The sequence below is a fragment of the Asanoa iriomotensis genome (assembly GCF_016862515.1).
In the GTDB taxonomy this organism is placed as follows: domain Bacteria; phylum Actinomycetota; class Actinomycetes; order Mycobacteriales; family Micromonosporaceae; genus Asanoa; species Asanoa iriomotensis.
In genome coordinates this window covers 208,155-227,311 of record NZ_BONC01000001.1, presented here as the reverse complement: position 1 = coordinate 227,311, position 19,157 = coordinate 208,155, and the positions used below count along the sequence as shown (strand labels likewise).

Here is a 19,157-nt window from a genome sequence, read left to right as displayed (position 1 = left end):
GTGTCGGCACCTTACACCCCTGGTCGGCAAATCGAAACCGATGTCGAAAACTTTAGGGTGCCGCGGCGGCCGGCGCCGGTTCGGGAGGGACCGGGGCCGGAGCTGGCGCCGGGTCCGGTGCCGCCAGCGTGCGCCACGCCGCCGTCAGGAACGCGACGACCACCGCGAGCACCACACCGAACGTCGTCCACCGGATGACCTGGTCTCCGCTGTGGTACAGCGCTGCGGCCGCGCCGACCAGCGCGCCCAGCACGAACACCACGCCCGCGCAGCCGAGCAGCAGCATGATCAGCCGGGTGCGCATCCGCCGCGCGAGCCGGGTCGGGTCGTCGCTCAGCCCGGTCCACAACCCGGTCCGCAGCGGCCCCGTGACGGCCCGCGCCAACCGGTTGCCGGCCGTCAGCCGGGCCGGCCGAGACGGTGCCACGACCGCCTCCAGCGTGCGCTGCCAGCCGGCCCGCGGCGGCGTACCCGAGGAGGGGTTGACCGCTTGGAAGCAGCCGTGGGTGAGCAGCCGGGTCGCGGCCCGGGCCACGCCTGTGGCGGTCGACCGCCCGTCGTCGCCGCGCAGGAACGAGCGGACCAGTTCCCGCCCGTCGCCGGTGACCCGGTGGTGCGCGGCGGCCAACCGCTGCAGCAGCGCGGCACCGTCCGGCGCTCCCGCCCGCCCCGACTCGTCGTCCAGGATCGCCATCTGCACCGCCGCGACCCGCCGCTCGACCGCCGCCGGCGGCTCGTCGCGCAGCACCAGCCTGGTCAAGTGCGCGGCGGCGTCGAGCCGGCCCCACAGCCAGTCGTGGGCCCGCGCGCCGTCGGCGGCGAACGCGCCGAAGTGCCCGACCCGCGTGCCGAACAGCTTGCGGTCGCCGACGTCGCGGTAGTCGCCGAGCGCGACCAGCGGGCTGTCCACGTCGGGCCCGATCCGCACGAAGTCGAACGGCGGCGTGTGCGCGCGCATCGACGGCTCCGCGAACGCGCGCGAGAGCACCTCGGCCGCCAGCGCCCGGGACACCACCTCGGCCGGATCCGAGCCGACCGACTCCGCGTACGCCGAGGTCGCGGAACGGACGACCACCAGCAGGTGCTCGCGTACCCGCTGCTCCGTGAACGCGGCGTTGACCACCCCGGCGAGCGTCTCGTCGGACGCGGCCGGACCCACGCCGGCGGCCAGCGCGTGGTCCAGCGTCGCCCGCCGCACCGCGGAGTCGATCGCCAGGATCTTCGCCAGCGCCGCGCTCAGCCCGTGCGCGAGCCGCTGCGGCTCGGCGAACTCGGGCGCCTGCTTGTCGCCGTCGAGGTGGCGGCGCACGTCGCGGAGCATCACCGTGACGACCTGCTGTGCGGCCGAGACGCCCCAGGTCCACAGGGGACCGTCGAGCGCGTGGTCGAGCGGCGTGCCGGCGGGCGGCACCCACAGGTTGTGGTCGCCGAGCAGCTCGGAGACGTCGACCCGCTCCGGGCGGCCGAGGTCGGTCGAGAGTGGACGGCGGCGCAGCAGGCGGCGCGCCTTCCAGACCCCGTCGACGGTACGCGCCCGCCGGTACTCCTGGATCAGCCTGGCCGCCGTGGCCCGCAGGTCGCTGCCCGCCGGCCCGTGCAGCCGGTCGAAGAGGCGGTCGGCCGGCGACTCCTCGGCCACCGCGAGCCGCTCGTCGAGCTCGTCGACGTCCGTCCGGAAGTCGACCTCCCGCGGCAGGTTCAGCGATCCGGAGACGACGCTGTGCAGGGGCGGGCGGAAGCCGGCCACGTCGCTGGCGGGGACCACCGCGCCGGAGCCGCGCACGCCGGAGCTGGGCACGACATAGGCCAGTATCCGGCGGTACGGCCCGTTGACGGTCCGCTGCGCCATCTCCTCGACCACCGGGGCGAACGGCGCGTTGTCCAGCACGCCGCCGTCGACCAGGAAGGTCGGCAGGTCGCGCAGGTGCGGCAGGTCCGGGTGTACCCGCAGGTCGGGCAGCGCCAGCAGGGGCTCCTCGCTGACCGGCGGGAACGCGCCCGGGAAGCCGGCCGAGGCGCGGGCCGCGGTGACCAGGGCCTCGCCCGCGGTGAAGTCGTTGCGGACCGTCGGGTGCGGCCCGAGCTCGGGGTCGTGCACCTGGCGCTGCCCGTCCGCGACGAACCGGTAGAGCCGCCGGTGGTCCTCGTAGCCGAACCGCTGGCCGAGCGAGTCCGTGCCGCGCGGCTGCGGCCCGCCGGTCGCGGTGGCGGTGACGAACAGCGTGACCGGATCGGCGGGGTGGCCGCCGCGGTCCGCGACGCGCTGGGCGCGCGGCCCGACGACCGAGCGGATCATCCGCGTCAGGTAGCCGCCGTCGAGCAGGCTGTGCGGCGTCTCGGCGGTGTCGTCGAGCAGCTTTCCCGTGGTCAGCGCGGCGTCTCGGATCCACAGGTCGCGCAGCTCGCTCGGCAGGGGCTCGCCGGCCGCCACGGCGCAGGCCAGCAGGGTGCCGTTGAGGCCGCCGGCGCTCGTACCCGCGACGATGTCGACGACGACCCGCACGTTGGCGTCCCGCAGCAGGTCGCGCCAGGGTCCCTCGGCCCGGCGCAGCCGGTCGATCTCGTGGGTGACGCCGGCCATCCAGACGGCCAGGCTGACCCCGCCGTTGAAGACCAGCGCGAGGCGCAGCTCGGTCGGGTGGGTGGTGGTTGGCATCGTCGCCCGCTCCTGCTCGGTGCCGCCCGGGTCTTAATCGGGCATTCCTCGCAAAATTAGCGTACGACGACCGTTTGCCGGCGGTGTTTCACGTTCAGCCGAGCAGCTCGTGGGGATAGCACCAGCGCCAGGTCTCGCCGACCTCGGCCGACTGGATCACCGGATGCCCGGTCTTGTGCGCGTGCTTGGTGGCATGCCTCGGTTGCGACGAGTCGCAGCAGGCCACGTGCCCGCAGGTGAGGCAGACCCGCAGGTGCACCACCGGCTCGTCGGTCGGCAGGTGGTCCTCGCACGCGGTCGGCCGGCCGACGTCACGGGCCGGCGCGGCGTCGAGGTGCTCGCACAGCTCGGGCTGGTATACGGGCAGCTGCCCGGAACGGACGAGCTGGCGGAACAGGCGTAACGGCTTGTCGTGCCGCTCGTCGTCCGGCTCGCCGGACCCGCCCCGACGGCGCCTCAACACGGTGTCGCTCCCACCCGATCAACCTATCGCGCTCACTCGGCGTGCTGCGCCAGCTCCGTGGCGGCCCGCTCCAGGCGCGCCGCGAACGTGGCCGGATCGACCAGGTGCGCGACCAGCAGGGCGCCGTGCCGGGCCGAGACGTCGGCCTTGACCGGCGGCTCGTCGGGGTCGGGCTCGTGCACGCCGAGGGCTCCGGCGAGCAGCAGGAGCACGACCTGGGGGTCGACGTCGCCGCGCCACTGCCGGGCGTCGGTCACCGCCGCCTTGAGCGTCTCGCGCACGTCGTCGCTGCTCAGCCCGTCGGGGTTGGCCTCCTCGAGCGCGTGCCGCACGACGGTGCCGAGCAGCAGACCGACCTGGGCCGGGTCGTACGCGGCCAGCCGCGCGACCGCGCCGTCGAGCGCCTCGGCGTCCCGCGTCCCGGCCGCGACCACCGCGTCGTCGGCCGCGTCCGCGATCGGCCGCGCGACCGCCGGCACCGCACTCCACCGCCGTTGTCCCACGCCAGGGACCTTACCGTTGCGCCGGCACCGAAGATCACGACCGTCACGCAGGTGTGAAGATCACGCTCACGTTCTGGCCGCCGAAGCCGAAGGAGTTGCTCAGCACCGGGCCGGGCCGGGTGGTGCGGGTCGCGCCGGCCACCACGTCGAGGGTGACCTCCTTGTCCTTCTCCTCGAGGTTGAGGGTCCGGGGCACCACGCCCTCGACGGCGGAGAGCAGCGCGACGATGCCCTCGACCGCGCCGGCCGCGCCGACCAGGTGGCCGATGTTGGACTTCGGGGCGGTGAGCACCGCCTCGGGGCCGAGCGCCGTGGCGATCGCGGCCGACTCGCCGACGTCGCCCACCACTGTGGACGTGGCGTGGCAGTTGACGTGCACGATGTCGGCGGGCTCGAGGCCGGCGTCGGCCAGGGCCTTGCGGATCGCGCGGATCTGGCCCGCGCCGGTCGGGTCGGGGCCGGTGATGTGGAAGGCGTCGGCGGTGATGCCGAAGCCGGCGACCCGGCCCAGCACCCGGGCGCCGCGGGCGGCGGCGAAGTCGGCGCGCTCCAGGACCATCGCGCCCGCGCCCTCGCCGAGCACGAAGCCGTCGCGGGCCGCGTCGAACGGGCGGGAGGCGGCCTCCGGCTCGTCGTTGCGGCGGCTGAGCGTGCGGGCCTGTGCGAAGCCCGCGATGGTCAACGGGTTGATCGCCGCCTCGGCACCCCCGGCGATGACCACGTCGGCCTCGCCGTCGCGGATCAGCTTCGCGCCGAGGGCCAGCGCCTCGGCGCCCGACGCGCAGGCCGAGACCGGGGTGAAGACGCCGGCGCGGGCACCGTACTCGATGCTGATCCAGGCCGCCGGGCCGTTGGGCATGAGCATCGGCACGGTCAGCGGCGAGACCTTGCCGGGGCCGCGCTCCTCGATCAGGTCGTCCTGGTCGAGCAGGGTGGTGACGCCGCCGATGCCGGTGCCCATCGCGACGGCCAGGCGCTCGGGCTCGACCTCGGGGGTGTCGGCGGCCTGCCACGCCTCGCGGGCGGCGACGAAGGCGGCCTGCTCGGCGCGGTCCATGCGGCGGGCCTGGACGCGGGTCAGCGCGTCGGCGGGGGAGACCGCCATCGGTGCGGCGATCTTGGCGGGCAGGTCGTCGGCGAAGGTGAACGCGGCGACCAGGTCGTCGATCCGGCGGACCCCGGAGCGGCCGGCGAGCACTCCTTGCCACAGGGCGTCGACGTCGCCGCCGAGCGGGGTCGTCGCACCCAGACCGGTGACGACGACGTCTGGGGTGGTGGACATACCTTAGTTGTATCGCATACAACTAAGAGGTGTCCACCACCGTTCCACCCAGGCTGCGCGGCCGGCGCACCCGTGCACTGATCCTCGACCGGGCGGTCGAGCTGTTCGCCGCACGCGGGTTCGACCAGGTCAACGTGGCCGAGATCGCCGCGGCGGCGGGTGCGCACCCGAACCAGATCACCTACTACTTCGGCTCCAAGGACGCCCTGTTCGTTCACGCGGCGTTCCTCATGTTTTTGCGCGACGCGGCCCGGCTCGAGCCGATCGGCCGCCGCCAGCGCACACCGGAGGCGTTCCGCACGACGCTGGCCCGCACGGCGCTGGCCCTGCCCTCACTGCCGTCGCTGGTCGAGGCGATGTCGATCACGCGACGGCGCCCGGAGTTGCGGCCGCTCGCGGAGCAGAACCTGACGGTCCTGTTCCGGCAGGCGGAGCACTACCTGTCCGCGATCCTGGCGCGGCGGGGGTGGGCGGTCGACCGTACGCCCGAAGTGGAGGCCCGCACGTTCTGGAGCGCGGTCCTCGGCGCCCGCCTGATCGCGGAGTCCGGCTACCCGGGCACGTCGGCCGACGTGGACGTAGCCGGCGTGATGACGGTCCACGAAGGAACGGTCCGTTATTAACACGCAGTGTTAATAACGGACCGTTCCTATGCGGAAAGCGTTAATAGCGGACCGTTGCTTAGCCCTCAGGCGCCGCGCGGGCGGTTGTAGAGGGCGCGGGACCAGAAGAAGCCGACCGTGGCCAGGACCGCGCACCAGCCGATCGCCCACCAGGCGCTGGCGCCGATGCCCGAGCCCATCAGCAGGCCGCGCAGGGTTTCGATGATCGGCGTGTACGGCTGGTGCTCGGCGAACCACGCCACCCCGGCCGGCATCGAGTCGGTCGGCAGGAAGGCGCTCGAGATCAGCGGGAGGAACTGGAGGATCAGCGACAGGCTGTTCGCCCCCGCGACCGTTTTGGTGGCCAGGCCGAATGCCACCGCGATCCAGGTCAGCGCGAACGTCAGCATCGCGAAGACGCCCAGCGCCGCAAGGTATTCCAGCGGCGTCGCCGACGGGCGGAAGCCCAGCGCCAGCGCGACGCCGACGACCAGGACCACGCTGAGGATCGTGCGGACCAGGCTGCCGACCACCTGACCGGTCAGCACCGACATGCGGGCGATCGACATCGTCCGCAGGCGGGCGATGAAGCCCTCCTGCATGTCCTGGTTGACCTTGATCGCGGTCGCCGCGGTGCCGGTGCCGGCGGCCATCAGGATGATGCCCGGCGCGATGTAGTCGACGTAGTGGCCGCCGTCCCCCGGCAGGAAGTCCGCGCCGAGCGCGTCGCCGAACACGCCGACGAACAGGAGCAGGAAAAATGACGCGGTGCCGATGCCGCTGATCGTCATCATCGGGAAGCGCAGGGCGTGCGTCATGTCCCGGCGGAACAGCGTCACGGAGTCGAGCACGGTGGTGGTCATCGGACCTTCTCCTTGATGGGAGCGGGGGCGGTGGCGGTCAGGGCGAGGAAGACGTCGTCGAGGTCGGGGGTGTGCACGGCGAGGCCGTCGGGTTCGACGCGCTCGTGTGCGAGCCGGTCCAGGAGGGTGCGCAGGGACGACACACCACCGTCACCGGGCACGTCGAGCGTCAGGGCGTCGTCGTCGCGCGTACCGTCGGCGAACCGTGCCGCCGCGACGTCGAGCCGCGCCGGGTCGCTGAACTGCAGCCGCACGTGGCCGCCCGGCACCAGCCGCTTCAACTCGGCCGGCGTGCCCTCGGCGACCAGGACGCCGCCGTTGAGCAGCGCGATCCGGTCGGCGAGCTGGTCGGCCTCCTCCAGATACTGGGTGGTCAGGAAGATCGTCGTGCCGGCCGCGACCAGTTCGCGGATGCTCTGCCACATCGTGTGGCGGCTGCGCGGGTCGAGGCCCGTGGTCGGCTCGTCCAGGAAGATGATCCGCGGCGTGCCGACCAGCGTCATGGCCAGGTCGAGCCGGCGGCGCATGCCTCCGGAGTACGTGGACGCGGGCCGCCCGGCCGCCTCGACGAGGTCGAAGCGCTCCAGCAGCTCGGCCACCCGCGCCCGGCCGGCGCGCTTGCCCATGTGCCGCAGATCGGCCATGAGCTGGAGGTTCTTCCGGCCGCTGAGGATGTTGTCGACCGCGGAGAACTGGCCGGTCACGCCGATGGCTCCGCGTACCCCTTGCGGGTCCCGGGCCAGGTCGTGCCCGCCGACGACGATCCGGCCGGCGTCCGGTGCCTGCAGGGTGGTGAGGATCTCGACGGTGGTGGTCTTGCCGGCGCCGTTCGGGCCGAGCAGGGAGAACACCGACCCCTCGGCGACGTGCAGATCGATGCCGTCGAGCACGGTGTGCTTGCCGTACGCCTTGCGCAGGCCGGACACCTCGATCGCGGTCATGATGGTCCTTCCTTTGATACCAGGGCAGCATGGGTAGCCATGGCAGCAGAGCTGCCGCGGCTGCGGGTGTGGTGGAGCGGGAGCGGGGGTCAGGCCCGCTGGATCGTGATGTCTCCGAAGTAGGTGCGGGCGCGGATCTCGACCTTCTCGTCGGTCTCCGCGGGACCCGACGTGCCGGCGAGGTTGTTGCGCACCGCGCCGTTCTTGACGTCGAGGTCGAGCCAGGCCGCGGTGCCGCTGGGGATGCCGACCTCGATCGAGCCGGCCGCGGTGTCGAGCGAGACCTGGCCGCGCACGGCCGCACGGACGCGGACGCTGCCGTTGGCCGTCTTCAGCGTCGCGCCGCCCGCCGCGCGGTCGACCTCGATGCTGCCGTTGGCGCCGTTGGCCCGCACGGTGCCGACCGCCTCGCCGATCCAGGTCTCGCCGCTGGAGTTCTTGACCACGGTGGCGCCCTCGACCCGGCCGAGGTGCACGCGGCCGGTGCCGGTGGTCACCTCGGCGTCGCCGTCGACGCGCTCGGCGGTGATCTCACCCGCGCCGGTGTCGAGCCGGAGCCGGCCGGTCTGTGCCAACCGCAGCGCGCCGTAGCCCGACTTGTAGCGGGTGTCGCCGAGCGTGCCGGTGACGTGCAGGTCGCCGGCGTCCGTGCTGCCGGTGAGCCGCGAGCCGGCCGGGACGGCGATCTCGACGTCGATCAGGCCGGTCTTGCCGGAGAACCAGCGGGTCAGGTTCTTGGGAGTGCGCACGGACAGCCGCCCGTCGGCGTACGCGACCTGGGTCTCCTCGGCCAGCTTGACCGACCTGCCGGCCGAGTTGGCCGGCCGGACCTCGACCGACGTGGTGTCGCGCTCGTCCGCGGTGATGCGCACGTGGCCGACGACGAGGCTGATCTCGACGTCGATGGCGGTGGGAGTGTCGAATGTGGGCATGGTGGTCCCCTCGTGTGTGTCTGGAGCTCGGGTCAGCGCACCCAGCCGGTGAAGCGCTGGCCCTCGCCGGCGCCCCGATCGGGAGCGGTGGGCTGGCTGTCGGTGTCGAGGGCGGCGGCGGCCGCGCGGACGAGCCAGGTGTTGACGGATACGTGGTGGCGGGCGGCGGCCGTCTCGACGCGGGCCTTGAGCTCGTCGGGGAGCCGCAGGTTGATCCGGGCCGACGCGGCGCCCGCGGTGAGCGCGGCCTCGTCGACCGGCGCGGCGGCCGGCGTTGGTGCCGGCGTGGTGCCAGTTGGCATCACCGTGACCACGAACTGCGGGTCACGGCCGCGCAGCCGCAGGTCGACCGAGCCGGGCGCCAGGTCACGGGTGATCTCGTCGGCCGCGGCCGACAGCGCCTCGAGAAAGGCCAGCCGGACGGCCGAGTCCAGGGGAGCGGTCAGCCGCTCGGCGAGCGCGCGGGCCTCGTCGCCACCAGCTTCGGCGGCGACGGCCAACTCCTCGCGGAGCTTGTCGACGTAGGGCGTCAGGTCCATGGCACTACTATGGCACCACGATGGCACCACCGCAAGGGGTGGTGCCATCGTGGTGCCAGAGGTCAGTAAGTGGGCAGGGTGATCGCGGTCGCGGCGCGGTGGATCGGCTCGACGACCTTCGCCAGCATCCGCTCCTTGCCCGGGAGCCGGTTGAGCAGCCCGAGCATCCGCATCGACATCCGCACCTGGCCGCGGCTGCGCAGCACCATGCGCTTGATGTTGGCCGGGCCGAGCTTCTGGTTGGCGACGACGAACGGGCGCATCAGCTCCTCGTAGCGGTGCGGACCCTCGTCGAGGCCGGCGGTGGCCAGCTCGCCGGCCAGCACATAGGCGCCGACCAGCGCCAGGCTCGTGCCCTGACCCGACGCGGGGGAGGCGCAGTAGGCGGCGTCGCCGACCAGCGTCACCCGGCCGGTCGACCAGCGGTCGAGGCGGGCCTGGCTGATCGTGTCGAAGTAGAAGTCGGTGGCGTCGCCCATCGCTTCGAGCAGGCGGGGAACTTCCCAACCCTCCTGCGCGTACGCCTGCGTCAGGAACCGTTTCTGCGCCTCCTGCCCCTGCGGGCGTGGCGCGTCGCCGGAGAACAGGAACATCGCCTTGGCGTCGCTCTGGCCGGCGGTGCTGTAGACCAGCGTGGTGCGCCCCGGGCCGACGTAGGTCAGCTCCTCGCGGTCGAGGCCGAGGTGGTTGGGCACCGAGCAGATCGCGATGTAGTGGCCGAGGTCGTGGACGCCGCCCTCCCCGAAGGCCAGTGAGCGGGTGCGTGAGCGCAGCCCGTCGGCGCCGACCACGAGGTCGAAGCGCTCGCTCGCGCCGCCGTTCGCGAAGGTCACCGTGCCGTCCGGGTCGAGTGCCTCGATCTCGGTGCCGAACCGGTAGCCGACCCTTCCGGTGGTCGCTTCGCGCAGGATCCGGGCCAGGTCGCCCCGGAGCAGTTCAGCGTCGTCGTGCACGCGGCCGCCGAACGTGTCGGCGTCCATGCTGGCCACCCGGCGGCCGGTGGCGTCGACCACGGAGCCGGCGCGCACGCCCGTCCGGACGGCCCGGGCCTGGTCGAGCAGGCCCATCCGGTCGACCACGGTCAGCGCCGCGCCCCGGATGTCCACCTTGTAGCCGCCGTCGCGCGGCTCCTCGGCCCGCTCGGCCACGGTGACGTCGGCGCCGTGCTCGGCCAGCCACCAGGCCAGCGCCGTGCCGGCGATGCCGGCGCCCGAAACCAGGATCCTCGCGTTCGCGATGCGTGTCATGAATCGATGGTACGCACGTCTGAGACATCTGTGCAAGACGGCTGTTCGTCAGCGACCGACCGGGTTGCGTGCGAGGCTCGCGGTAGTGCTTGCTGGTGCTTACGGAGGTGGTCGGGGATGGCGCGTCCGATCTGGACAGGTGTGATCAGCTTCGGGCTGGTGGCGGTGCCGGTGCGGATGTACTCGGCGACCCGGGAGCACGAGGTCTCGTTCCACCAGTTCCAGAAGGGCACCGGCGACCGCATCCGCTACCTGCGCGTCAACGAACGCACGGGCAAGGAGGTCGAGTACGCCGACATCGTCCGCGGCGCCGACATCGGCGGCGGGCAGCACGTGATCCTCGACCCCGACGAGCTCGACTCGATCGCGCCCGGGCGGTCCCGCAGCCTGGAGATCCACGCGTTCGTCGACGTCGAGGAGATCGACCCGGTCTTCTACCAGAAGGCCTACTACCTGGGCCCGGGCGGCGAGGAGTCGACGCGCACCTATGCCCTGTTGCGCGACGCGATGGTCGACGCGGGCCGGGCGGCGATCGGGACGCTGGTCATGCGCGGCAAGGAATACCTCACCGCGATCCGCGCCGACGGCGACGTGCTCGTGCTGCAGACCATGTACTTCGCCGACGAGGTCCGCGAGGCCGCCGACCTGGCCGACGTGCCGGGCAGGATCAAGCTGAAGCCGACGGAGCTGAGCATGGCGGCCCAGCTGATCGACTCGATGGCCAGCGGGTGGAAGCCCGAGGAATACCGGGACACCTACACGGACCGGGTCAACGAACTGATCGAGGCGAAGAAGGCCGGCGAGGAGATCACCGAAACGGCGGCGGCCCCGGCGGCGACGAACGTGACCGACCTGATGGACGTGTTGCGACGCAGCGTCGAGGACGCGAAGTCCCGCCGCGCCGGTGGTGGCCGCAAGGCCGCGGCCAAGAAGGGAGCCGCGAAGAAGACCGCCACCCGGAAGGCGCCGGCCGCCAAGAAGACCACGACGGCCAAGAAGACGGCGAAGAAGACCACCGCGAAGAAGACCCCCGCGAAGAAGACTGCCAAGAAAACCGGCCGCCGGGTCGCGTGATGGCTCCCGCGCGGCAGCGAGGCACCGCCCACCTGCCGCGCCTCCTGCGTAATCCGGGCCGCCTCGTCGCGTTCAGCGACGCGGTCTTCGCGATCGCGGTGACGCCGCCACGTCGACCGCGCCGTCCTGTTCTTCAACACCGTGCTGCTGATGGTGATCGCCTTCCTCCCGTTCTCGACGAGGGTGCTCGCCGGCGCCCTCCGCGCGGACGAGGGCGTCGGGACCGCGATCGTCTTCTACGGCATCACCCTGTGGACCGCGGGCTGGGCGTCGGCATCGTCGTCGGCGCGTTCGCACCGATCGCGGGAGTCGTCATCATCGCCAGCTTCACGCCCGCCTACTACCTGCCCATCCGCGGCGAGTACGGCTAGTGGTCAGCGAGCCACGACACGACCGTGCGTGACAGGAACCCGGCATGCGACAGGTGCGCGTCGTGTCCGGCTCCCATGATCTCCAGGAACCGGCCGCGCGGGATGGCGCCGGCCATCTCCTCGACCAGCTCGGGCGGGCAGAACGGGTCGTAGGTCCCGGTCATCAGCAGGGCAGGGCAGCGGATCGCGGCGGCACCGGACCGGCTGACGTCGCCGCCCGCGTCGACGACCGCGGCCATCGCCCGGGACCAGCTGCTCGCCATCGTGCGGGCGCCGGCCACACCGTGCTTCTCCGCCAGGTACGCGGCCAGCGGCTTCAGCTCGTCGATGGGCTCGTCGACGAGCCGGGTGAGCCCGTCGAGCAGCTTTTGCGACGCCACGATCTGGCCGGCCGCACCCCAGGTCAGCACCGACAGCGCCCGGGCCGGCTGAAGCTGCGCCATGAGCAGCGCCTCCTCGCCGCCGTCGCTGAAGCCGACCAGGTGCGCGGCGTCGACCCGGAGCTCGTCGAGCAGGCCGAGCAGGAGGTGGGCGTCGTCGCGGTAGTAGGTCGGCGGGTAGTCCCGCGGCTGCGGCTGCGACCGCCCGGAACCGGGGAGGTCGACGGCGATGACCCGAAACCCGGACCCCAGCTCCCGGCGTACGCCATTGAGGTCGACGATGCTGCCACCCCAGCCGGGCATGAGCACGACGGCGTCGCCCCGCCCGCTGTCCTCGTAGTAGAGCTGATGACTCATCCACCGGACGGTAGCCGTCAGCGGTCGTCGGCGAGCACCAGGTCCTCGACGGCCCGCAGCCCGACGGCCCCGTCCGCCGGCGGCGGACCCTGACCCGCGATGGCGGCCAGCACACCCGCGAGCTGGCGCTCGAACGGGTTCTCGGGCGTGTAGGCGAGCCGTTCCCCGTTGACGGTGATCTCGCCACCGCCGTGCGACCCGAACGTGTTCTCCGCGACCGCGGACCCGTGGTCGCCGAACAGCTCCAGCCGGGTGAAGGCGTCGAACTGCATCGCGCTGAGCACGTCGACGGTCGGCCCCGAGGCGAGCTGAGCCGCGATGACCGCCGCCTCGTCACTGCGGGCGTGCCATTTGCTGTTGCTGAGAACCGACCGGAACTGGGCCCAGTCGGCCATGTCGTCCGCGTACCACCGGGCCAGGTCCAGACAGTGCGTCCCGGTCGCGGACAACGACCACCATTTGGCGACCTCGCCCTGCGCCCGCCAGTTGGTCTCGGCGATCGGAAAGGGCCAACTGACCCGCACATGCCGCAACGTGCCGAGTTCGCCGCCCAACACCCGCTCCCGAAGCAGCTGATGGCCGACATGACAGCGCAGGTGATAGCCGGCCGCGAGCACCAGCCCACCGCTGTCGGCGAGATCGACGAGCGTGCGCGCCTCGCCCATGCTCAACGCCATCGGCTTCTCGACGACGACATGCTTACCGGCCCGCAAACTCGCCTCGGCCTGCGCGAAATGCAGCCCGTCGGGCGACGCGACAACGACGAGCCCGATGCCCGGGTCAGCGAGAAACGCACCGAGATCGTCGTACGCCTTGGCGTCGGAAGCATCGAATGTGGACAGAAACTCCCGGCCCGCACTCTCGGACCGGGACAGCACCCCGGCCAACCGCGCACCCGGCGTCTCCGTCACAGCGGGCCCGTGCGCCCCCTTGGCGATGTACCCGGTCCCGACGATCCCGACGCCGACGTCGGTCACGACCCCAGCCCGATCTGCTTCATGAAGGTCGTCAGGTCGTAGAAGAGGTTCTCCTCGACGATCTTCCCGTCCACCCAGTGCGCCACGGTGCAGAAGTCCACGGCGAACGACTTGCCGGTGGGCGCGATCTCGGAGCCGTCCGGACCGGGCAACGGCCCGGTCATGGTGCCGGTCCAGTGCGCGACCGAACAGGTCCATTCACCGGACGCGAAGAGCACCTTGTACGGACGGTTGTCGAGGTGCTGATCCGGAAACGCCGCGAAGAACTGCCGCGCCTCGACCTCGTGGTCGTGCCCCCCGTGCGTCTCGGGCCGGCCGGGCCACCGCACGACCACATCCGACGCGTGGCGGCTGTTGAACGTCCCGAGATCCTGGTCGTTCCAGGCATCGTCCAACGTTTGCATCAGTTCCAGGTTCCGCTGCTCAGCAGCCATCGATCCGCCCCCTGCCTCGAACCTACTAGCGGGTGCGGGCGCTGGCGGTCGCGATGGCGCGGCTCGTCCGCCGCATGCGTACCACTGGCACCGATCACGCGCGCAGCCACGGTTTCAGCAGCGCCGGGTCGGCAACGGCCGCATCGACCTGGCGGCGTTCCTCGGCGGTCAGGGTCAGCTGGCGCAGCCGGTCTCCCCAGACTGGCACGGGCTCGTCGAGAGCCGTCGACAGTTCGATGAGGACAGCCAGCGCCACGGCCTGCTCGACGGCGGTCGCGCCGGCGCCGTGGCGGCGCAGCCCGGAGTTCAACGAGCGGTACGCGGCCCGGTCGTCCTCCTTGAACTCGCGCAGGATCCGGGCGTTGTCGAGGACCTTCGCCAGGCCGCTCAGCTCCTTCGAGCCGCCGTACTCGAGCTCCGCCGGCTCGTCGCGCTGGATGAAGACGATCGAGTTGCCGGACGGATCCATCACGGTGAACCGTGAGGCACCGGCCCGGTAACGCGTGATCCGCGGCAGGCCCTTGGAAAGAACCTTCCCGTGCGCCTGCCGCATCGCCGCGGTGAAGGCGGCATGGTAGGGAGCGACCTGGTCCACCATCACCAGACACCCGCCGGTCGTCTCCTCGGCCGGGTCGACCCCGCTGCCCCGCCCCGACCGCACATGGCCGGTGTTCGGGTTCGTTCGAGAGTGTTCGAGATCCTTTCGATCGGTGTACGGCGCACCGACGATTGCCACACCGCGTGCCGGATGGCGTTCGGGGGCCATCCGGCGCACTGGTCAGCCGGCGATCGGCGTGGGCGCGCCGATCGCCGGTTCGTGCAGCAGCTCCGCCGCCTCGTCGTGGCACGCCCGTCCGCGCGCGGGCTGGCCGAGCGTCGTCCAGACGTCGCCCATCACCTGCAGGGCGAGGCCGCGCCCGCGGTCGTGGTGCAGCTCCCGGCTGATGGACAGCGCCTGTTCGGCGTGACCGAGTGCCTGCCGGGGTTGACCGGCCAGGTGTTCGGTCTCGGCGAGGTTCGTGAGCACGAGCGCCTCGCGGAGCCGGTCGTCCAGCTCCCGGGTGATCGCGAGCCCGGCGCGGTGGTGGTCCAGCGCCTCCTGATAGCGGCCCATCCGGCGCAGCACGATGCCGATGTTGTCGAGGGCCGACCCGGTCTTGTAGCGGTCGCTCAGCTCCTTCCGCAGCGCCAGGCTCTGCTGAAGGCACCCCAACGCCGCGTCGAGGTCGCCGTCGTCGCGATGGGCGTTGCCGAGGTTGTTGAGGCAGGCGGCCTCGCCGGCCCGGTCGCCCAGCTCCCGCCGGATCACCAGCGCTTGGTCGAGCAGCGCGATGCCCTCACCCCGCCGCTCGTGGCGCAGCATGGCGATCGCCAGCATGTTGAGTGCCTGCGCCGTGCCGCTGCGGTCGCCGAGCCGCCGCGCGGCGTCGATCGCGATCTGCCCGAGCCGGGCCTGGTCGACGAAGTGCCCCGCGTAGTCGAGGTACTTGGCGACGGCGACACCCAGATCGCGGATCGCCGGCAGGCAGTTGCCGGCCGCCAGCTCCTGACCGGCGAGCATCCGCAGGTTGACCCGCTCCAGCTCGAGCCACTGCCAGGCCTCGGCGGTGGTGGCGTCCGCCCTGATCAACCGCTGTGGGGTCGCGCCGAGCTCGCCATAGGGAAGCGTGTCGTGCGGGAAGAGCGTGCGGGCAGCACCGGCGGCGGCGCTGAACATCACCGACACCAGCCGGGACCGCGCCGCGAGCTGGGCGTCCGCGGGATCCGACGCGGCGGCCAGCTCGCGCGCGAAGATCCGCACGCTGTCGTGGTAGCGGAACCGCCCCGGCGCCGTGCCCTCGACGAGGTGCGCGTCGATGAGAAGGTCGAGCGCCCGGTCGACGGTCACGGCCGGCGCGTCGAGCATGACCGCGCAGGCATCCACACTCAGCTCGATCCAGTCGGGCACGGCGGCGAGCCGGAACAAGGTCGCGGCGGTGGCGTCGACGTCAACGAGGCTCCGGTATCCCACCCGCAAGCCGGCGCGCACCGACAGATCGCCGACCTCGAGCGCGTCGAGATGTCGGGCGTCGTCACCGAGGTGCTGGGCGAGGACCCCGAGCGTCCCGGGGACCTGCCGGCTGGCGGCCCGGGCGCCCACGATCCGCAGGGCCAGCGGGGAGCCACCGCAGAGCCGCACGATGTCGGCGGCGGCCGCGGCCTCGGCGGTCACCCGGCCGGCACCGCACAGGTGCGCCAGCAGCGCACGCCCGCCGGCCGCCGGCAACGGCTCCACCGCGAGGCGCCCGGTCACGTCGAGGTCGGGCAGCCGCCAACGGCTCGTGACCAGCGTGGTCGACCGCGGGCCGCTGGGCAGCAGAGGCCGCACCTGCGCCGCCGAACCGGCGTTGTCGAGCACGACCAACATGGCCCGGTCGGCGGTGATGCTGCGGAACAACGCGCTCGCCTCGTCCACCGTGCCGGGCGCCATGCGCACGCCGAGCGCGCGCAGGAACCCGAGGAGCACGTCGTACGGCTCGCTCGGCGCCCCTTCGGCACTGGCCCCGCGCAGGTCGACGTAGAGACAGCCGCCCGGGTATCGCCCGCCGGCCCGGTGCGCGGACAACACCGCGAGGGCGGACTTGCCGACGCCGCCGGCACCGGTGAGCAGCCACGCGCCCGGCGGCTCGGCCAGTCCGGCGGCGAGCAGGTCGAGCTCGGCACCCCGGCCGACGAGAGCGGGCGGCGGCGGAGGCAACTGGAACGGCACAGGGCCGATCGCGGCGCCGCCATCCTCCTCGTCGGCTGAGGCGTCGTCGGCGCGCTCCGCGAGGCGTCCCCAGACGTCGAGCCAGTGCCGGATCGCGCCGGGCGGCACCTCGCACGCGGCGAGGACGGCCGACACGAGCTCCCGGCGGGGAAGTGTGCGCCGGGTGAGCATCGTGGCAAGCGTGCTGGCGGGCAACACGGCGCCGGCCAACTCGGCCCGCTTCGCGATCGTCCGGTAGGACAGGCCCGAACGGTCCCGCACGCGGCGCAACAGGACGACGAACTCCTCGACGGTCGTCACTGCGCGCGGATCGAGCGCCTGCATGTACCCCCGGTCCCGGTAAGACGAGCCATCACCTGGCGTCGATGATCGCGCGACCAGGCCGAGGCCGGCAACGCGCCATCCTACTGAGTGGACAGGCGTTGGGCTTCGAGGTACCGCAGGACCGCGCGAACGCGGCGATGATCGGTGGGCGCCGGCGGCAGGTCGAGCTTCGTGAAGATGGCCGTGACGTGCTTCTCCACGCTACGGCCGGCCAGACGCAGATCCGCCGCGATGGCGACGTTGGAGCGCCCCTCCGCCAGCAACGCCAGAATCTCGCGCTCGCGCGGGGTGAGCCGGGCCAGCCCGGCGTCCACTGTGGGTGCCGATAGCAGCTGCCGAATCACCTCCGGATCCAGCGCCACACCGCCGTCGGCGATGCGCCGCAGGGCGTCCAGGAACGCCGCCGTGCTGACGATCCGATCCTTGAGCAGGTAACCGACCCGCTCGGGGTGGTCGCGGAGCAACTGGTTCGCGTACACGGTCTCAACCCACTGCGAGAAAACCAGGACACCCGTCTCCGGGTACGCAGACCGGATGGCGATCGCCGCCCGTACACCCTCGTCCGTGAACGTCGGCGGCATGCGCACGTCGACGATCGCCACATCGGGGCGATGCTCCTCGACGGCGGCCAACAGACCAGCCGCGTCGGATACCGCGGCGAGCACGGACACGTCGTGGTCGCCGAGCAATGCGGACATGCCGTCGCGCATCAGCACGTTGTCCTCGGCGATGACGGTACGCACATCAGGCTCCTGGAAGGCTCAAGACGACCGTGGTCGGACCGCCGTCGGGGCTGGACACCTCGAGCCGCCCGTCGAGGGCCCGCGCGCGGGCGATCAGCCCACGCAGACCCGTACCCGTGGAAGAGGCCGCCGCACCGCCGCGCCCGTCGTCGGTCACGACCAACCGTAACCACCCGTCCGCGCCGCTGAGCGACAGCTCCACGGTCCGCGCACCAGCGTGCTTGGCCGCGTTGCTGAGCAATTCGGCGGCCGTGAAGTACACGGTGGTTGCCGCGTCGGCCGACGGGGTGCGGTCCAACGACACCGAAACGGTGACAGGCAGCCCACTGCGCGCCGCCAACGTACCGAGCGCGGTCGGCAGTCCCGCGTCCAACGCCGGCGGATGGATACCGCGAACGATCTCCCGAAGCTCGTCGAGCGCATCGGTCACACCACCACGGGCGGCGTCAACCAGCGCGAGCGCTTCGTGTTCGTCGGGCCCGAGTCTCTTCTCGATCCGGGCCAGGGTCATGCCGAGCGCCACGAGCCGAGCCTGGGTCCCGTCGTGCAGGTCACGCTCGAGCCGCCGCAACGTGGCAGCGGCATCGGCGGTCAGCGCAGCCCGGCTGGTCACCAGCTCGTCGATGCGCTCAGCCGCCGGCCCGGGCCCAAGCAACAACGTCGCCAACGCGCGATCGAGAGCGACCAGACCGCGCAACAACCACGGAAACAAGAACAATGAGACGACACCGATAGCCGAGACATACGCGGTGTCGCCCCGCCGATCAACGCCAACCGGACTGAGATCGTCGGCGCCAACGGCCCACCACACCGGCGAGAAAATCAACATAACGGCAAAAAGCGTCCCGACCACAGCCACATAAGCGGAGACAAAGGCCAAAGGCACCTTCACGAACGCGTACACGGCGGCCCGCCAGCCCCGCCCATCGACCAACACCAAACGCGCCAGACCAAGCAGCGTCCGCCCACGCAACGGCGGCGGAGGCGGCAGTTCCCACCCGAGCAACGGCCGGGACAACAAGCCGAACCAGCGAGGCAACCGCCGGGCGAGCAACAACACCCCAACCACCAGCGGCAGCCCGACCCCAACGAGTCCCGCCGGCACGACAACGACAAGCACAACCGGCACGAGAAGCGCGGGCGCCGACAGCACCACCCCGGCCACGGCATACAGAACTTGCCGCCAGGTCCGCCACTCGAACGGACCAACCAGAACGGCCCTCACCGCGCCGCCTCGATCGACGCGGAGTGGACGACCGGCACCGGCGTCCCACCCACCGCACCGACGGCGAGGACGAGCCCAATGACCGCCATGATGCCAGCTTCGCAGATCACAACCGCCACCACCCGCCCCGAGATCCGTCACCCGCAGCCCCAGCCTCGCAACCACCGCAGCGCCGAACCACCGAGCCGCCCGCCCAATCCCAGTGCGGTCAACCGCACGCTCCCAAGAGGTCCGCCGCCCCGCACCCGCGCCACGCACCGCCGAAGGTCCACGAATCGCACCGAGCCCTGGAGCCCAACCGTCGACCCCACCGACCATTACAGGGCCAGCCACAAGACCCGACCGATCGGCCAGCCGTCGGCGGTCGTCGCCGGGTGAGGGTAGGTGGTGCCGCGCGAGGGCGACGGCGAGGTCCTCGCGCATTTCGGGGACGGACACCCCGATCGACCAACCAGCGCTTGGAGGAGCAACGCGACCGGCAGCCGAGTCGACGAC

The 19,157-nt window shown here is 72.2% G+C and carries 18 protein-coding genes; 2 read left to right on the top strand and 16 right to left on the bottom strand.

Translation table 11 applies throughout. The features are described from left to right. Positions 1-52 precede the first annotated feature (52 nt). From Air01nite_RS41505 to Air01nite_RS01025, 4 genes are all read right to left on the bottom strand, one after another. Positions 53-2,656, bottom strand: coding sequence for a DUF3376 domain-containing protein (locus Air01nite_RS41505; protein ID WP_203699829.1), 2,604 nt, complete (start codon positions 2,654-2,656; stop codon positions 53-55). 94 nt (positions 2,657-2,750) lie between these two features. Further along, entirely contained in the window at positions 2,751-3,119 is a 369-nt protein-coding gene (locus Air01nite_RS41820) for a UBP-type zinc finger domain-containing protein (protein ID WP_373310274.1), read from the bottom strand. 32 nt (positions 3,120-3,151) lie between these two features. Continuing rightward, positions 3,152-3,622, bottom strand: coding sequence for a hypothetical protein (locus Air01nite_RS01030; protein ID WP_239090410.1), 471 nt, complete (start codon positions 3,620-3,622; stop codon positions 3,152-3,154). A gap of 43 nt (positions 3,623-3,665) precedes the next feature. After that, positions 3,666-4,904: a beta-ketoacyl-[acyl-carrier-protein] synthase family protein gene (locus tag Air01nite_RS01025; RefSeq protein WP_203699828.1), complete on the bottom strand. Its 1,239-nt coding sequence runs from the start codon at positions 4,902-4,904 to the stop codon at positions 3,666-3,668. A 29-nt stretch (positions 4,905-4,933) separates the two neighbouring features. Here Air01nite_RS01025 and Air01nite_RS01020 point away from each other — a divergent pair, with 29 nt between their 5' ends. Then, positions 4,934-5,527 (top strand): TetR/AcrR family transcriptional regulator C-terminal domain-containing protein, encoded by a 594-nt coding sequence (locus tag Air01nite_RS01020; RefSeq protein ID WP_203699827.1) that lies wholly within the window; start codon positions 4,934-4,936, stop codon positions 5,525-5,527. A 65-nt stretch (positions 5,528-5,592) separates the two neighbouring features. Here the strand turns inward: Air01nite_RS01020 and Air01nite_RS01015 are convergent, their stop codons facing one another. The 5 genes from Air01nite_RS01015 to Air01nite_RS00995 all read right to left on the bottom strand — a co-directional run bounded on the left by Air01nite_RS01015 (position 5,593) and on the right by Air01nite_RS00995 (position 10,028). Beyond that, the gene (locus Air01nite_RS01015; protein ID WP_203699826.1) at positions 5,593-6,369 is read right to left on the bottom strand and encodes an ABC transporter permease; all 777 of its coding nucleotides are present in this window, start codon (positions 6,367-6,369) and stop codon (positions 5,593-5,595) included. Beyond that, positions 6,366-7,310, bottom strand: coding sequence for an ATP-binding cassette domain-containing protein (locus Air01nite_RS01010; protein ID WP_203699825.1), 945 nt, complete (start codon positions 7,308-7,310; stop codon positions 6,366-6,368). Before Air01nite_RS01010 ends, Air01nite_RS01015 begins: the two co-directional genes overlap by 4 nt. 89 nt (positions 7,311-7,399) lie before the next feature. Beyond that, complete coding sequence (locus tag Air01nite_RS01005; RefSeq protein WP_203699824.1) at positions 7,400-8,242, bottom strand: DUF4097 family beta strand repeat-containing protein; 843 nt, start codon at positions 8,240-8,242, stop codon at positions 7,400-7,402. A 32-nt stretch (positions 8,243-8,274) separates the two neighbouring features. Next, positions 8,275-8,781: a toxin-antitoxin system HicB family antitoxin gene (locus Air01nite_RS01000; RefSeq protein WP_203699823.1), complete on the bottom strand. Its 507-nt coding sequence runs from the start codon at positions 8,779-8,781 to the stop codon at positions 8,275-8,277. 62 nt (positions 8,782-8,843) lie between these two features. Continuing rightward, on the bottom strand, positions 8,844-10,028 hold the full coding sequence (locus tag Air01nite_RS00995) for an FAD-dependent monooxygenase (protein ID WP_203699822.1): 1,185 nt from the start codon (positions 10,026-10,028) through the stop codon (positions 8,844-8,846). Positions 10,029-10,145: 117 nt separating this feature from the next. Here Air01nite_RS00995 and ku point away from each other — a divergent pair, with 117 nt between their 5' ends. Beyond that, on the top strand, positions 10,146-11,102 hold the full coding sequence (gene ku / locus Air01nite_RS00990; protein WP_203699821.1) for a non-homologous end joining protein Ku: 957 nt from the start codon (positions 10,146-10,148) through the stop codon (positions 11,100-11,102). Positions 11,103-11,469: 367 nt separating this feature from the next. Here ku and Air01nite_RS00980 read toward each other — a convergent pair whose 3' ends face one another. The 7 genes from Air01nite_RS00980 to Air01nite_RS00950 form a co-directional block, all read right to left on the bottom strand. Then, positions 11,470-12,210: an alpha/beta fold hydrolase gene (locus Air01nite_RS00980; protein WP_203699820.1), complete on the bottom strand. Its 741-nt coding sequence runs from the start codon at positions 12,208-12,210 to the stop codon at positions 11,470-11,472. A gap of 17 nt (positions 12,211-12,227) precedes the next feature. Further along, positions 12,228-13,187: a Gfo/Idh/MocA family protein gene (locus tag Air01nite_RS00975; RefSeq protein WP_203699819.1), complete on the bottom strand. Its 960-nt coding sequence runs from the start codon at positions 13,185-13,187 to the stop codon at positions 12,228-12,230. Beyond that, positions 13,184-13,591, bottom strand: coding sequence for an ester cyclase (locus Air01nite_RS00970; protein WP_203699818.1), 408 nt, complete (start codon positions 13,589-13,591; stop codon positions 13,184-13,186). The genes Air01nite_RS00975 and Air01nite_RS00970 overlap by 4 nt, the downstream gene beginning before the upstream one ends. Positions 13,592-13,715: 124 nt before the next feature. Further along, a complete protein-coding gene (locus Air01nite_RS00965) occupies positions 13,716-14,282 on the bottom strand; it encodes a DUF8817 family protein (protein WP_239090409.1) in 567 nt (188 codons plus the stop codon). 117 nt (positions 14,283-14,399) lie between these two features. After that, complete coding sequence (locus Air01nite_RS00960) at positions 14,400-16,670, bottom strand: tetratricopeptide repeat protein (protein ID WP_203699817.1); 2,271 nt, start codon at positions 16,668-16,670, stop codon at positions 14,400-14,402. 104 nt (positions 16,671-16,774) lie between these two features. Continuing rightward, a complete protein-coding gene (locus Air01nite_RS00955) occupies positions 16,775-17,437 on the bottom strand; it encodes a response regulator transcription factor (protein ID WP_203699816.1) in 663 nt (220 codons plus the stop codon). Between the two features lies 1 nt (position 17,438). Beyond that, positions 17,439-18,662 (bottom strand): sensor histidine kinase, encoded by a 1,224-nt coding sequence (locus tag Air01nite_RS00950; protein ID WP_203699815.1) that lies wholly within the window; start codon positions 18,660-18,662, stop codon positions 17,439-17,441. Between the last annotated feature and the right edge of the window lie 495 nt (positions 18,663-19,157).

Coding starts and splice junctions, on each gene's coding strand:
- Air01nite_RS01005 (WP_203699824.1), bottom strand. CDS start 8,242: ATGCCCACATTCGACACTCCCACCGCCATCGACGTCGAGATCAGCCTC.
- Air01nite_RS01000 (WP_203699823.1), bottom strand. CDS start 8,781: ATGGACCTGACGCCCTACGTCGACAAGCTCCGCGAGGAGTTGGCCGTC.
- Air01nite_RS00970 (WP_203699818.1), bottom strand. CDS start 13,591: ATGCAAACGTTGGACGATGCCTGGAACGACCAGGATCTCGGGACGTTC.
- Air01nite_RS00980 (WP_203699820.1), bottom strand. CDS start 12,210: ATGAGTCATCAGCTCTACTACGAGGACAGCGGGCGGGGCGACGCCGTC.
- Air01nite_RS41505 (WP_203699829.1), bottom strand. CDS start 2,656: ATGCCAACCACCACCCACCCGACCGAGCTGCGCCTCGCGCTGGTCTTC.
- Air01nite_RS00995 (WP_203699822.1), bottom strand. CDS start 10,028: ATGACACGCATCGCGAACGCGAGGATCCTGGTTTCGGGCGCCGGCATC.
- Air01nite_RS01025 (WP_203699828.1), bottom strand. CDS start 4,904: ATGTCCACCACCCCAGACGTCGTCGTCACCGGTCTGGGTGCGACGACC.
- Air01nite_RS01010 (WP_203699825.1), bottom strand. CDS start 7,310: ATGACCGCGATCGAGGTGTCCGGCCTGCGCAAGGCGTACGGCAAGCAC.
- Air01nite_RS01015 (WP_203699826.1), bottom strand. CDS start 6,369: ATGACCACCACCGTGCTCGACTCCGTGACGCTGTTCCGCCGGGACATG.
- ku (WP_203699821.1), top strand. CDS start 10,146: ATGGCGCGTCCGATCTGGACAGGTGTGATCAGCTTCGGGCTGGTGGCG.